The following is an 11,831-nucleotide window of genomic DNA, read 5'->3' on the forward strand; positions in this document are numbered from 1 at the left end:
GCGCTGGTTGGCGTCAGCCGGCTGTGCCTTCTTTTCTAGCTATTCTTCCTCTTCATCTGTGTCGGCGGATGGAGCTGGCCTCATGGAGGCAGGGAGATCGATTGAGGTGATCGTGGCAGCATCGATCGTAAGCGAGCGCCCCCCCTCTTTATAAAAGCGGTCAACCAATAGCGAGACGCTGTTCGTCCGCGGCTCGAAGCCGAGAAAAAGCGCATTGTAATGCGTCTCGTTGGTGGTGTGCACGTTAACCTCAGTGTTGAGTGGAAGCGCGGCCAGCTGTTCGTAAAGAGCACGGGGAAGGCGGGGGCGGGTTGGGCGTCGGTTGAAAAAGACATGGTACATCGCGTCGCCTCCTTTCTAGTCTCTTGTGTTAAAAACCTATACTCCATCATATGATTGGCGTAGGAGAGCGTTTGGGTAAACGTCTGTACCAAAGAGAATTCGCTAGCTGCCAAATGGGAACGACAGAAGGCAATCGGTTTTTTGCGGTCATAATCATGGAAAGGGGAGGGGAGCATGGACGATCCGTTTTCATTTGTCCTTCTTTGTTTAGCCAGCTTTCGCCTGACACGGCTCATCGTATATGACGCGATCACCGCCTGGATTCGCCGTCCCTTTCACGAATGGACGGAGCAGGAGCTTCCGGACGGAAGCAAACAAGTGTTTCTTTCTTTCAAGGGAGGCGGGCTGCGTCGCTGGTTTGGCGAACTGCTGAGCTGCTACTGGTGCACGGGGATCTGGTGTGCGGCGTTTTGTTATATTGGCCTAATGCTTTGGCCGAATGTTTTTGAGCCGCTCATTATGCTTCTAGCGATTGCCGGCGGGGCGGCGATCATGGAGACGATCGTTAGTAAATGGTTGTCGTAAGGAGAAAGGCGGCTATTGAGGTCATGACACAGCCAATGAGGGATGCCGGCGGGCGTCGTTTTGGTCAAAAAATGGACAGCGAATCGCTGATGCTGGTTGGGCAACGTTCGCTGAAGGAATGGCCGGCGGTGTGGATGGAAGTCGTCGTCAGCCGGTGATGCAAAAACAGCCGCGCAGCTTGTCGGGATGACGTTGATGGAAGGAAACGTCCAACTCCTATTGTTTGAAATAGGAAATAGCGGAGCCGGCTCAAAACGGCCGGCCCAAACAGCAGGTGCGCCGCTGGTCGGCATGAAGGCGGAAAACGAGCGGGTCACCATTGAATGGCAATATGGTTGGCGGCAGGAACGCCCTTTGGCAGTTCTGCGCAATACACGAATCCATCAACCGTCAATGAGCGGGCATTGCTGGACGGGGGAACAGTGATTTCGAACTGGGAAAAGCGCCGCTCCTCGCTTGGTTCAAGCGGGGCGTCATAAAGCGGGGCAAGCCAGTATTCCCCGCTTTGCCGCACTTTTTCCCGCCAGTTTTCGTGGGTGAACGTCCAGCTTTCCGCGCTATTGGAGATCAGCGTTTCCTGCTCGGCCCGTCCGCTGTTTGGCAAAACAATTTTCCCGCTGAGCACCGCCGTTTTTGGAGGCGAAAGGCGGAGACAGACAATCAAATGGTGAAGCGGCGCTGTTCCGTGATTGCGAATGATGAAATCGCCGATGATGGTCAGCTCCTCCTCATCAAGATGCGTCGGAACGACGACAGAATAGTGAAACAACGCTGACACGGCAGCAGCTCGTTCAAACGCTGGTGTCTGTGTCTCTTTTGAGGTGTTATATCGCGTTTCTTCCAGTGCAATTTCACACAACAGAAGCTGGCGTTCCAAGGCGGCGATTTTTTTCTTGTACGTTTCAACGTTGGTTGTTTCTGCTTCACGCAGCTTCTCTTTCAAATAGGCGCTGCGCATTTTTTCCTTGGCCAACTCGGCCTCCAGTTGCTGCACTTGTTGCCGGCATGAGGCTGCTTCTGACCGGTAGTGGATGATTTGCTGCTGCAGACGGAGGTGTTGGTCGTTTTTGTTTTTCATACGGTTTCCACCCCTTCCATTCTCATCTTATGTATCCATTGCGGGTGCATGCCATATAAAAAAGGCTGTTGTTGGAACAACAGCCTGAACGGTGCAGGACGCTACATGGCCGGGAATACGTCCGGGCATTGCGGCGGGAATTTGGTTGTCGGGCAAAGCACGGCTTCGGCCAATTCTTCGCGCGGTTGGCAGAAACGAGCTTCGACTTCGATTTTGACATCAGCTTCCACTTGGACTTCAAGGCATAAGGTGATGGAAACATCAAGTTGTGCAAAGTTGTCTGTGCAGACTAGGCTCGTGTCGCATTCGAAGAACGAAATATGGCAGTTGAGCTGCGTGCCTTCTGGGGCGCACAAGATGAACGTTTGTGCTGTAGCGAACGGAATTGGTTTCGATTGGCAAATGACCGTGCCGGCTGGGCTGACAATTTGCACGACGACATGCCCTTTGATGAGCGCTTTGACTTTTTGCAGCGTCACCGTTTCCCCAGAAGGAAGGGTGACGTTTACGGACTGCCGGCCGTTTGGCTGCGTAATTTCCTGGCAAATCAATGCGTCCTGGTCAACGACCGAGTCGATCGGGTTTCCGTCGGCGTCTGTCAGGAAGCAACGGATCGTCAAGTGTTGCGGGTTTGTATGTTGCGCTCCCAAAAAATCGCAAATCGTTCCTTCCCGCTGGCAGTGGTCCATCGGGAAAATCGCTTCCAAATCCTCGCCGCTGAAGCTTCGCAATGGCACATCGACTTGGCGCGTCACCCAGTCGTAAATTTTGCGCGTTCTGATGCATACTCTTTCTGTATCGCGACGGTGATGATGACCCATTTTCTTCGTTCCTCCTATCGTTCAGTTGTTCCCCAACGCCTGGTGGTTTGGGACTACTGTATACTATGGAACGGCTTAGGTAAATGTGTTGGGACAGATGCGGATTTTTTGCTGGTGGGTGCAGACAACGATGAATCAAAGGAGGAGATGTCGAATGATGAAAGACAAACATGGGGCGATGAATGAAGAGAGAAGGGGGACAGGTGAACAGCGGCTTGCTGAGCGAATGGCTGAACTGGAGCGCCGGCTGAAAGAGGTGGAAGCCGAAAACATTGTGTTAAAGGAACTGGCTTACCAAAGCGCCAAGCGCTACGAGCAGCTCAAACAGCTGGCGAAGGAAAATGACGAGCTTCGCCGCCAGCTGCTGCAATCGCCATGGAGCGAAAAAACGGGCAAGGCAGATGAGGACGAACGGCCGGACAGCTGGTTTTTCCGCACACTGAGGCAAGAAAATGCCATCATGCCACACCCGGAGCGAAACGAAAAATGAGAGGCACCCTTGGCTCGCCAAGCCATACAATAGCAGTAGCCGCTCGCTTTTTCTCTCGCCGTTAGACATTGTTTGTTTTTATGCCGTTTCGATTAGAGACGAATCGTACGGAAATGGACTTGAACATAAATTGGTTGATCGGCGAGGGCTACACTTTTTCGGGATGGAGGGATGAGGAATGAAGAAGCCTACTCCGTCGAAACCGGTGACAAGGGTGCTTTCTTCGACAACGCAGCCTGTGCGGCGTCCGAGCGGATGCGGATGCGGTCGGCCAGCCGTCATCAAGAAGAAATAACGGAAATCTGTGAGAGATGCCTATACTTCGCTTCGCCTCCTTGCATAGTCTAACAGTGCAACTAGGCGAAAGGAAGGGGGGAAGGGCATGTCGGATCGGAAAAAAGCGAAAGTGATTCATGTCGATAAATTGATCATTCATGCCGATGACATCGTCATTATGCCGCGCGGCCGCATCCGCGATCCATGGTTGTTCCCGCACCGCGATGATACGGAAATGGAAGCCGTTGAAGATGTGCGGGACCGGGATAAGGAAGAACATGGTGAAGGAGGCCATGATCGAAACGAAGGAGAACGGAGACCGTTCTCGTGGATCTAGCCATAAAGCAAATGGGGGACGCAAACGGTGGAGCGTTTTAAAAATTACGGGCTTTGGCTGGCAATCGGATCGTTTGCCGTGATTGCGCTTGAGACATTCGGCGTCGACATTGATCTTGGCAAATATGAACAACTGTACCATGCCTTCTTAAGCATTTTGGTGATGGCCGGTATTTTAAACAACCCGTCGCTCGGCCGCGGTTATTCCGATAAAGTTGATAACAAGTCGTAAACCGTATGGGCGCCTGCAGAAGGCGCCCTTTTCGTGCCCGGAAAGGCTGGAAAGGCGGGAGAACGTTTTGCAGAAAATGACAATTATAATTTGGCGGCGAAAAACCATTCTAAACATTGTCACCACCAATCTTACACCATATAAGGAGGACATGAATCATGACGGTTGCAACACAAGTGAAACAAACATTGGCGGGGTTAAAATCGGCTCAAGCGAGCTTCGAAACGTTTGCTTTGCAAACCGAAAACCAAGCCGCGAAACAGCTTTACCAACAAGCTGCCCAACAAACGCAGGCGGTCATTGATTTGGTGAACTCGCGCATGCAAGAAATTCAAAACGAAGAGCCACAATATAAACAACAATAACCTTCGCAGAAGCGAATGGGATGGTTTAGGCGGAAAGGTTGGCACAGCACGCCAACCTTTCCCGACTTGGCGGAAATACATAAAAACGAATGGGTTGATGAAGATGAAAAAATGGTGGTTGGCGGCCGTCGTTGCGATGATCGCGGTCGGCGGCTGCGCCAAAGAAGAAACGGAACAAAAGCAATCGCTGCAAGGGGCAAACCTGCTGAGAACCCAAACGTCCGGGACGGCGAAACATGCGGAGCTGAACCAAGGTCCGGCCGAGCGGGCGGCCAGCTATTTGCGCGGGCGCGACGATGTTCGGGACGTGGTGGCGGTCAACAGCGGGGATCGGTTGCTCATTGCTTATCAAATTCCCCATATGAAGCGGTGGAGTCGAAAACAAATTGAGAAAGACATTGACCAAAAACTGCGCGACCTGTTTCCTGGCTATGACGTTGTTTCCTCGAGCGATTTGAAAATTTTTTGGAAGACGAAGGAATTAAAAGCTAACATGGACAATCGACGCTGGGATGAACGAAAAGTCAATCGGGAAGTCAGGCGCATTGAAAAGCTAAGCAAAGAGCAAACATAAGAGGTGTCATTATGGCGAATGAAAAACGGAAAAAGCTGACCCCGGTTCAGCAGGAATATCATTTATTCGAAAAAGAGCGGGAAACGAAGCGCCCTATCGTTCGCAACTGTGTTTGCGCGTTTCTCGTTGGCGGAATCATTTGCGTGATTGGACAGGCGATCTCTTATTTTTACATGTATTTTTTTGACTTTACCGAGCAAACGGCAGGCAATCCGACGGTGGCGACGATGGTCTTTTTGTCGATGATTTTAACTGGGCTTGGCGTTTATGACCGGATCGCCCAATTCGCTGGGGCGGGAAGCGCCGTGCCGGTGACAGGGTTTGGCAACGCCGTCATCTCGGCGGCGATTGAGCACCGGACGGAAGGATTTGTGTTAGGCGTCGGCTCGAACATGTTCAAGCTCGCCGGATCGGTCATCTTGTTCGGTACGTTTGCCGCCTTTGTTATCGCCCTTGTCAAAACGATTGCGACCCAGTGGGGGGGATTGTAATGCTGAAAGGGCACCGCACATGGGTGTTTGCGAACAAGCCGGCAATCATCGCAACAGCGGCGGTCGGCGGGCCGTTTGAGGCGAACGGCCGCCTCGCGGAAGACTTTGATCTTCTTCACGAAGATTTATGGCTCGGAGAGGAGTCGTACGAGAAGGCGCACCGCGTGCTCATGGAGGAAGCAGCGTTTCAGGCGATGGAAAAAGCCGGCCTAGAGAAAGAAAAAGTGCAATTTCTCATCGCCGGCGACTTGATCAACCAAATGACCCCGACAAGCTTTGCTGCCCGAACGCTCGGCATGCCGTATCTCGGTGTTTTTGGCGCCTGTTCCACTTCGATGGAAGGGCTGGCGCTAAGCGCTTTTATTACCAACTACGGCGGGGCAGATTATATATTAACCGGAGCCTCAAGCCACAACGCTGCCGTCGAAAAACAGTTTCGTTACCCGACGGAATACGGCGGGCAAAAGCCGCCGACGGCGCAGTGGACAGTAACGGGAGCTGGCGTGGCGATCGTCAGCCCGAAAGGGGACGGGCCGCGCGTGACCGCGGCGACGATCGGCCGCGTTGTGGATATGGGGCTTGCCGACCCGTTCAACATGGGTGGAGCGATGGCGCCGGCGGCGGTCGATACGATTGAGGCGCATTTGCGCGACATGCAAATCGATGCATCGTATTACGATTTGATCGTCACCGGCGATCTAGGGCGAATCGGACGCCAAGTCTCCCTTGACTTGCTGCGTCAGCACGGCATTGACATCGATGAAGAGCGCTACCAAGATTGCGGACTGCTCATTTACCGCGATGGGCAGCCGGTTTTGTCCGGCGCAAGTGGGGCGGCTTGTTCCGCCGTTGTCGTTTACGGGCATCTCATCAAACGGATGCGGCGCGGCGAGCTGAAGCGCATTTTGGCAGTCGCGACAGGAGCGCTATTGTCGCCGCTATCGTTCCAGCAAAACGAGACGATTCCATGCATCGCCCACGCGGTGGCGATCGAGTATGGAGGTGAGGCGTAGCGTGTTGGCTATGTTTTTTTGGGCGTTTGTCGTCGGCGGGCTGATTTGCGTGATCGGGCAAATTTTGATGGATGTGTTTAAACTGACACCTGCGCATACGTTGACGATTCTCGTCGTCGTCGGGGCGATTTTGGATGGATTCGGTTTGTATGAGCCACTCATTGATTTTGCCGGCGCCGGGGCGACGATTCCGATTACGAGCTTTGGAAACGCGCTCGTTCACGGCGCGATGCAAGAGGCGGAAAAACACGGCATTATCGGCGTATTGACCGGCATGTTTGAAGTGACGAGCGCCGGCATCTCCGCGGCGATCGTCTTTGGGTTTATCGGGGCGCTCTTGTTCCGCCCGAAAGGATAGGAGGGATCTTCCATGACCGTTGCTTCGCAGGTGAAACAAACGTTGGCGAGCTTAAAAGGCATTCACGCTGGGCTGCAACAGCTGGCGCTCACTTCCCAGGATGAAACGGCGCAACGGACGTTTCATGAAGCGATGCTTGCGACAGAGGAGATCATCGCGGACATCAAAGACCGGATCGGCCGGCTCGAGTTCGAAGAGCCGCAATACCACGGAAAGTAAGGAGCATGATCGATGCCTATATGGTTAGAAACCGCCATTCGTTCGATTTGCATTTTAATCGGGTTGTTTGTTATCACCCGCATTCTCGGCAAAAAGCAATTATCAAAATTGTCGTTTTTTGAATACATCGTCGGCATTACCGTCGGCGATATCGCTGGAACGATGTCGGTCGATTTAGGAATTTCGTTGCAAGAAGGCATCACCAGCATTTTGATTTGGTCGCTGTTTCCAGTGGCTGTCGCTCGTCTCTCGCTGCGCAACAAGAAATTTCGCGATTTTGTCGAGGGCAATTCCACGGTTTTTATTAAAAACGGCAAAATTTTAGAGGAAAACTTGAAACGGGAGAAATATACGGTTGACGAGCTGCTCGAACAGCTGCGCAAAAAAGATGTGTTCCGCGTCGCCGACGTCGAGTTTGCGGTGCTTGAGCCAAACGGCGACTTGAACGTGTTGCTGAAGCGGGAAAAGCAGCCGCTCACCGTCGGAGATGTGTTCCCAAACCCACCGCGGGAAAAAGAGCCGCAAACGGTCATTATGGACGGCATGATTTTGGATGAGCCACTCGCTACGATGGGGCTTGGCCGCGGCTGGCTGAAGGAACAGCTTGACAAACAAGGAGTGGCGATTGAAAATGTGTTTCTCGCCCAAGTCGATTCATACGGACAGCTGACGATCGATTTGTACGATGATAAGATCCAAATTGCCGAGCCGCAGGAGAAAAAGCTGCTCTTGGCCGCGATGAAAAAAGTGCAGGCTGATCTGGAGCTGTATGCGTTGCAGACGAATTCCGAAGAGGCGAAGGCGCTGTATGAACGAAACGCCGCAAAAATGGCAGAGCTTGTGCAAAAAGTCGAACCGCTCTTGCGAAACTGATGACACAGGAGGAAAAGACGATGGAAGACAAACGGATAAAAACGACGGATGAGGAAATTCAAGTCCAATTGAAACCAAACGACCGCTCCGAGCGGACGCGGACGACCGATGAGGAAATTTCGATTGAATTGATGTTTGACAGCCCGCAGCTGACGCGCCAGCCGAAAGACTACGACGAAATTGAATATTGACGGCTTCCGTTTCCACAATCGGCGATCCATAAGGAGCTGTCTGTTCATTCGCATGGCTGTCCGAGAAGGAAAGCTTCCTTCTCGGACAGCCTCTTTTTGTTGCCCTTCTTCTCTGGCGAGGCAAGGATGCCGCCCCGTCTTACTCCGGCAGGGACTGCAAAAAGGCGCGCACCTCTTCCGGCGTTTTGGCGTCAGCGCTGTGCAGATGAGCAATTTTTTTTCCGTTGCGGAAGACAAGCAGGCTCGGGATGCCAAGTACCTGGTATTTCTCGCCAAGTTCCGGAAACTGGTCACGGTCGATTTCAAACCAATCATATTGTCTATAGTCGCGAACGATGTCATCGATGAACATATTGAGGCGCACGCAGTCCGGACACCAAGTTGTGTAAAACTTGATGATCGTTGGTTTATCACCGGAAATGACCGCCTCGAATTGCTCCACTGTTTCAATGCGTTTCACATTCGTTTCCTCCCTTTCATGTTGACGTTCATCTTTACTTTATCATATGGCAAGGCAAAAAAAGAACGGGGATGCCTTCACCTCGGGCAGTCGTTTTTGCATACAACAGTAAGAAAGGGGGGGAAAGTGTGAGCAAAGAACTGGAAAAGGCGCTCGAAGGTTGGGTTGCGTCACGCAAAGAAGGGCATGAAACGTTCATCCGCCTGTTTGAACAATGGGGAAAGGACTTTAACAAACAGTTGCAAGAAATCGAAAAATTGAACAATGGATTTTTAAAAAGTGTGCAAGGCAACTTAGACTACATCGAGCAATGGTTTGCGAAAAAGGAGCGGGAATTTGCCGAGCTGTTCCGCCGATTTGGATGACAAAATGGCCTTTGCGCCCATACGCCCCGCTAAGCCGGTGAATACGATACAGTAAACGGAGAAGGAGGTGCACATTATGATGGGCTTCTGCGGTTATGGTTATCCTTACGGCTACGGCTATGGCGGTGGCTATGGCGGTGGCTTTGTGCTGATTGTCGTGTTGTTCATTTTGTTGATTATTGTCGGCGCGGCATTTGTCGCCTAACGGAAAAAGCGAAAGGGATACGGGCCGTTTCGGCGCCACGGAGCGGCTCGTATTTTTCTTTCCCTAATTTGATGCACGCCGAGGCGGGAGCATCATACGATATAGCAGGGAGAAGGAGGCGGAACGATGGATCAGCAATTTTTTAAAAACATCGAAAAGAAAACAGGTGTCAATATGAAAGACGTTTTTGAGCTCGCCAACTCGCTGCAAAACGCCAATTTCAGCGATGAAAAAACGGTGCGCCAAGTGGTGAAGCGGGTGGCGCAAATTGCCAACCGGAAAGTGCCAAAAGAACTTGAGGACCAAATCGTCAAGGCGATCGTCCATAACGGCAAGCAAATTGATTTCAATACGATCGCCAATATGCTGAACAACAAAAAATAAGCGAAAGGGAGCTTGCGTGCGCACAGCTCCCTTTTGCTCTGCTTGGCTCAGGAGAGCGAAACGATGTTCGATGATCCCAAGCCTTGGATCAGTGTAGACGAGGCTGTTCTATGGCCATCATTCGAGCGATTTCACCATCGTGACATGTGGGATGCCGGCGTCCATAAAGACGCCGGAGACGGTCGTATAGCCGAGCTTTTGGTAAAACGGTTCTGCGTGCGTCTGGGCGTTCAGTTTCGCCGTTTTCGCCCCTTTTGTTTTCGCCAGCTGTTCGATCGCTTCCATCACCATCCGTCCGGCGCCGCGGCCGCGGTAGGACGGCAGGACGCAAATGCGCTCGATTTTGCCGACGCCTTCGTCAATGAAACGGAGTCGCCCAGCACCCACCGGTGTTTGGCCATCATACAGGACGAGGTGGAACGAGTCGTCCTCGAATGCGTCGATTTCCTCGTCTTCCGGCACGTTTTGCTCCTCAATGAATACGAGCCGGCGGACGCGCAAGGCGTCTTCGTACAAAGCGCGATCTTGCGTTGTGCCAATCGCAATGTTCATCTCAGACCGTTTCCTTTCCTCCGACGATAAACGTTTCATAGACGGTCCACGAGCCGTTTTCCAGCTGATAGAGAAGATGGAAGCGGTCGACGGTCTCCTCGAAGTGCACATCTTGCAGCTTCAGCTGGCTGTAGACGTCCGCATATTCTGCGCCCGGCAAATCGCGGCCGATCGTAATGTGAGGCACGAACACAAACTCCGGCTTTCCGGCGAACAAGCCGCTGTGCAGTTGTTCATGAAGGCGCTCGAGCACGTCGTTTGGTTCCACCTTCAAATAAATGATGTTGCTTGTCGGGTAAAACGAGCTGAATTTCGTCACTTTGATCGGAATGGGAGGTGTTTCCGCCGCAATGCGGCGCAACTCTTTCGCCATTTTTTTTATTTGCTCCTCATCCGCTTCAAATGGGTATTTCAGCGTAATATGCGGCGGGATGAGGGCGTAATGGCTGTCGTACCGTTTCCGGTACGAGTTGGCGAAGTCCTGAATCCGTTTTGGCGGAAAGATCACAATGCCGTACTTCATTTTGTTTTCCCTCCTTGAACCAGTTCTTTTTCCATGCACAGGAAACGCACGGAATGGATGCGGCGGCTTCGACATCTTTGAAGTTGCTCCGTTTTGTCCTATAATGATAAAACAGCGGCTACGGCCCGGGGTACATCCGGCTGCCAATACGTCCACGCATGGCCGCCTTCGAACTCATGGTACGTATAAGCAAACCGTTTTTCCATAAACAAGTCCCGCGCCATTCGATTCGGGGTGATAAAATCGCGCACATGGCCATCCGTCGTTTTCACCGCTGTTTCCTCTGTGCCAACAGAATGGTAAAGCGCAAGGAGCGATGGATCGCGGAATGAGCGGATGCGCGCCAATACCGAGTCATCGATATAGGGGGACTGCATGGCGATTTTCCCAAATGTATGCGGATACAACAACCCGGCTAGAAGCGACACCGTTCCGCCGAGCGAATCGCCGATCAGCGCCCGGCCTTTGCCCATTTGGTATGTCGGCAGTTCGCGGTCCAAAAACGGGACGAGCTCATGGGCTAAAAAACGAAGGTATGCTTCGTGCTTTCGTCCTTCCGGGTGGTATTTCTCGTAGCGGTCGTTGACGTTCCGATACGGGATGCCGACGACGATCGTCCGGTCGATTGTTCCTTCTGCCATCAGCGTTTCGATGACGGTTTTCATTTTTCCATACATAAAATAATCTTTGCCGTCTTGCGCGATTAATAAAGAATATTTGTAAAGCGGCGAAAAATTGCTTGGCAAGTAGATGAGCAGTTCGATTTCTTCTTGCAGCTCTCTGCTGTACAACTTGCAGTCGCGCATCGTTCCTGTTGCTGTCGCCATGACCATCCTCCATGAAAGCGTAAGTTCATCTGTTATTGTAACATATTTGCGCCCAAAGATGTTAATGAAGGGCTCGAATTTTTCGCGAATTTGCCGAATCGCACCGCTGACAAAAAAATGGCTTGCAAAAACGTGGGGAATGCGTTACATTTTTATTAAATTTAAAAAAATTGAATACGCGTCCCATTCTTATCAAGAGAAGCGGAGGGAACTGGCCCAATGAAGCTTCAGCAACCAGCCGCCCGACGGCCAGGTGCTAAATCCAGCGAATTGAGCATTCAATTCGGCAGATAAGAAGAAGCATGACCCCATGTGTATGGAAAAGTCTTCT

At 52.0% G+C, this 11,831-nt stretch carries 23 protein-coding genes and 1 riboswitch; of the genes, 16 read left to right on the forward strand and 7 right to left on the reverse strand.

Going from position 1 to position 11,831, the window contains the following annotated elements; translation table 11 throughout:
- Nucleotides 1–39: 39 nt before the first annotated feature.
- A complete protein-coding gene (locus GT3570_RS04115) occupies nt 40–342 on the reverse strand; it encodes a hypothetical protein (RefSeq protein ID WP_011230344.1) in 303 nt (100 codons plus the stop codon).
- 174 nt (nt 343–516) lie between these two features.
- Here GT3570_RS04115 and GT3570_RS04120 point away from each other — a divergent pair, with 174 nt between their 5' ends.
- Together GT3570_RS04120 and GT3570_RS19005 are read left to right on the forward strand one after the other, a co-directional pair.
- Nucleotides 517–867 carry a DUF1360 domain-containing protein gene (locus tag GT3570_RS04120; RefSeq protein WP_011230345.1) on the forward strand — a complete coding sequence of 117 codons (351 nt, stop codon included), beginning with the start codon at nt 517–519 and terminating at the stop codon, nt 865–867.
- Between the two features lie 23 nt (nt 868–890).
- Nucleotides 891–1,025 carry a hypothetical protein gene (locus GT3570_RS19005; RefSeq protein ID WP_014195190.1) on the forward strand — a complete coding sequence of 45 codons (135 nt, stop codon included), beginning with the start codon at nt 891–893 and terminating at the stop codon, nt 1,023–1,025.
- A 155-nt stretch (nt 1,026–1,180) separates the two neighbouring features.
- Here the strand turns inward: GT3570_RS19005 and GT3570_RS04130 are convergent, their stop codons facing one another.
- Together GT3570_RS04130 and GT3570_RS04135 are read right to left on the reverse strand one after the other, a co-directional pair.
- The gene (locus GT3570_RS04130; protein WP_011230347.1) at nt 1,181–1,945 is read right to left on the reverse strand and encodes a hypothetical protein; all 765 of its coding nucleotides are present in this window, start codon (nt 1,943–1,945) and stop codon (nt 1,181–1,183) included.
- A gap of 101 nt (nt 1,946–2,046) precedes the next feature.
- On the reverse strand, nt 2,047–2,766 hold the full coding sequence (locus GT3570_RS04135) for a BMQ_0737 family morphogenetic spore coat protein (protein ID WP_011230348.1): 720 nt from the start codon (nt 2,764–2,766) through the stop codon (nt 2,047–2,049).
- 154 nt (nt 2,767–2,920) lie between these two features.
- Here GT3570_RS04135 and GT3570_RS04140 point away from each other — a divergent pair, with 154 nt between their 5' ends.
- The 11 genes from GT3570_RS04140 to GT3570_RS18670 all read left to right on the forward strand — a co-directional run bounded on the left by GT3570_RS04140 (nt 2,921) and on the right by GT3570_RS18670 (nt 8,184).
- Nucleotides 2,921–3,256, forward strand: a complete 336-nt coding sequence (locus GT3570_RS04140; protein WP_014195191.1) for a spore coat protein — start codon at nt 2,921–2,923, stop codon at nt 3,254–3,256.
- Between the two features lie 382 nt (nt 3,257–3,638).
- Nucleotides 3,639–3,869 carry a hypothetical protein gene (locus GT3570_RS04145; RefSeq protein WP_011230350.1) on the forward strand — a complete coding sequence of 77 codons (231 nt, stop codon included), beginning with the start codon at nt 3,639–3,641 and terminating at the stop codon, nt 3,867–3,869.
- A 27-nt stretch (nt 3,870–3,896) separates the two neighbouring features.
- Nucleotides 3,897–4,100: a hypothetical protein gene (locus GT3570_RS04150; protein ID WP_013523190.1), complete on the forward strand. Its 204-nt coding sequence runs from the start codon at nt 3,897–3,899 to the stop codon at nt 4,098–4,100.
- A gap of 158 nt (nt 4,101–4,258) precedes the next feature.
- Entirely contained in the window at nt 4,259–4,465 is a 207-nt protein-coding gene (locus GT3570_RS04155) for a DUF1657 domain-containing protein (RefSeq protein ID WP_011230352.1), read from the forward strand.
- A gap of 97 nt (nt 4,466–4,562) precedes the next feature.
- Entirely contained in the window at nt 4,563–5,039 is a 477-nt protein-coding gene (locus GT3570_RS04160) for a YhcN/YlaJ family sporulation lipoprotein (protein ID WP_033005017.1), read from the forward strand.
- A gap of 11 nt (nt 5,040–5,050) precedes the next feature.
- The gene (gene spoVAC, locus GT3570_RS04165) at nt 5,051–5,530 is read left to right on the forward strand and encodes a stage V sporulation protein AC (protein ID WP_011230354.1); all 480 of its coding nucleotides are present in this window, start codon (nt 5,051–5,053) and stop codon (nt 5,528–5,530) included.
- Nucleotides 5,530–6,543, forward strand: a complete 1,014-nt coding sequence (spoVAD, locus tag GT3570_RS04170) for a stage V sporulation protein AD (protein WP_011230355.1) — start codon at nt 5,530–5,532, stop codon at nt 6,541–6,543. The genes spoVAC and spoVAD overlap by 1 nt, the downstream gene beginning before the upstream one ends.
- Before the next feature lies 1 nt (nt 6,544).
- The gene (gene spoVAE / locus GT3570_RS04175) at nt 6,545–6,901 is read left to right on the forward strand and encodes a stage V sporulation protein AE (RefSeq protein WP_013146042.1); all 357 of its coding nucleotides are present in this window, start codon (nt 6,545–6,547) and stop codon (nt 6,899–6,901) included.
- Between the two features lie 12 nt (nt 6,902–6,913).
- Nucleotides 6,914–7,120 carry a DUF1657 domain-containing protein gene (locus tag GT3570_RS04180; protein ID WP_011230357.1) on the forward strand — a complete coding sequence of 69 codons (207 nt, stop codon included), beginning with the start codon at nt 6,914–6,916 and terminating at the stop codon, nt 7,118–7,120.
- A 12-nt stretch (nt 7,121–7,132) separates the two neighbouring features.
- Entirely contained in the window at nt 7,133–7,993 is an 861-nt protein-coding gene (locus GT3570_RS04185; protein ID WP_013523193.1) for a DUF421 domain-containing protein, read from the forward strand.
- Between the two features lie 20 nt (nt 7,994–8,013).
- Nucleotides 8,014–8,184, forward strand: a complete 171-nt coding sequence (locus GT3570_RS18670) for a hypothetical protein (RefSeq protein ID WP_011230359.1) — start codon at nt 8,014–8,016, stop codon at nt 8,182–8,184.
- A gap of 139 nt (nt 8,185–8,323) precedes the next feature.
- On the opposite strand, the gene GT3570_RS04190 is transcribed toward GT3570_RS18670, so the two are convergent.
- The gene (locus GT3570_RS04190; RefSeq protein ID WP_011230360.1) at nt 8,324–8,644 is read right to left on the reverse strand and encodes a thioredoxin family protein; all 321 of its coding nucleotides are present in this window, start codon (nt 8,642–8,644) and stop codon (nt 8,324–8,326) included.
- 128 nt (nt 8,645–8,772) lie between these two features.
- Between GT3570_RS04190 and GT3570_RS04195 the strand changes: the two genes are divergently transcribed.
- The 3 genes from GT3570_RS04195 (at nt 8,773) to GT3570_RS04200 (ending at nt 9,598) form a co-directional block, all read left to right on the forward strand.
- Nucleotides 8,773–9,009 carry a hypothetical protein gene (locus tag GT3570_RS04195; protein WP_011230361.1) on the forward strand — a complete coding sequence of 79 codons (237 nt, stop codon included), beginning with the start codon at nt 8,773–8,775 and terminating at the stop codon, nt 9,007–9,009.
- Between the two features lie 76 nt (nt 9,010–9,085).
- On the forward strand, nt 9,086–9,214 hold the full coding sequence (locus GT3570_RS17775; RefSeq protein WP_013146038.1) for a YjcZ family sporulation protein: 129 nt from the start codon (nt 9,086–9,088) through the stop codon (nt 9,212–9,214).
- Nucleotides 9,215–9,340: 126 nt separating this feature from the next.
- Nucleotides 9,341–9,598, forward strand: coding sequence for a sporulation-specific transcription regulator SpoVIF (locus tag GT3570_RS04200; protein ID WP_011230363.1), 258 nt, complete (start codon nt 9,341–9,343; stop codon nt 9,596–9,598).
- 117 nt (nt 9,599–9,715) lie between these two features.
- Here the strand turns inward: GT3570_RS04200 and GT3570_RS04205 are convergent, their stop codons facing one another.
- From GT3570_RS04205 to GT3570_RS04215, 3 genes are all read right to left on the reverse strand, one after another.
- Nucleotides 9,716–10,150, reverse strand: a complete 435-nt coding sequence (locus tag GT3570_RS04205) for a GNAT family N-acetyltransferase (protein WP_011230364.1) — start codon at nt 10,148–10,150, stop codon at nt 9,716–9,718.
- A gap of 1 nt (nt 10,151) precedes the next feature.
- Complete coding sequence (locus GT3570_RS04210) at nt 10,152–10,673, reverse strand: YjcG family protein (protein WP_011230365.1); 522 nt, start codon at nt 10,671–10,673, stop codon at nt 10,152–10,154.
- Between the two features lie 98 nt (nt 10,674–10,771).
- Nucleotides 10,772–11,500, reverse strand: a complete 729-nt coding sequence (locus tag GT3570_RS04215) for an alpha/beta hydrolase (RefSeq protein WP_062898475.1) — start codon at nt 11,498–11,500, stop codon at nt 10,772–10,774.
- A 186-nt stretch (nt 11,501–11,686) separates the two neighbouring features.
- Nucleotides 11,687–11,797: riboswitch (SAM riboswitch) on the forward strand.
- Nucleotides 11,798–11,831 lie beyond the last annotated feature (34 nt).

The organism is Geobacillus thermoleovorans, from assembly GCF_001610955.1.
GTDB lineage: Bacteria > Bacillota > Bacilli > Bacillales > Anoxybacillaceae > Geobacillus > Geobacillus thermoleovorans.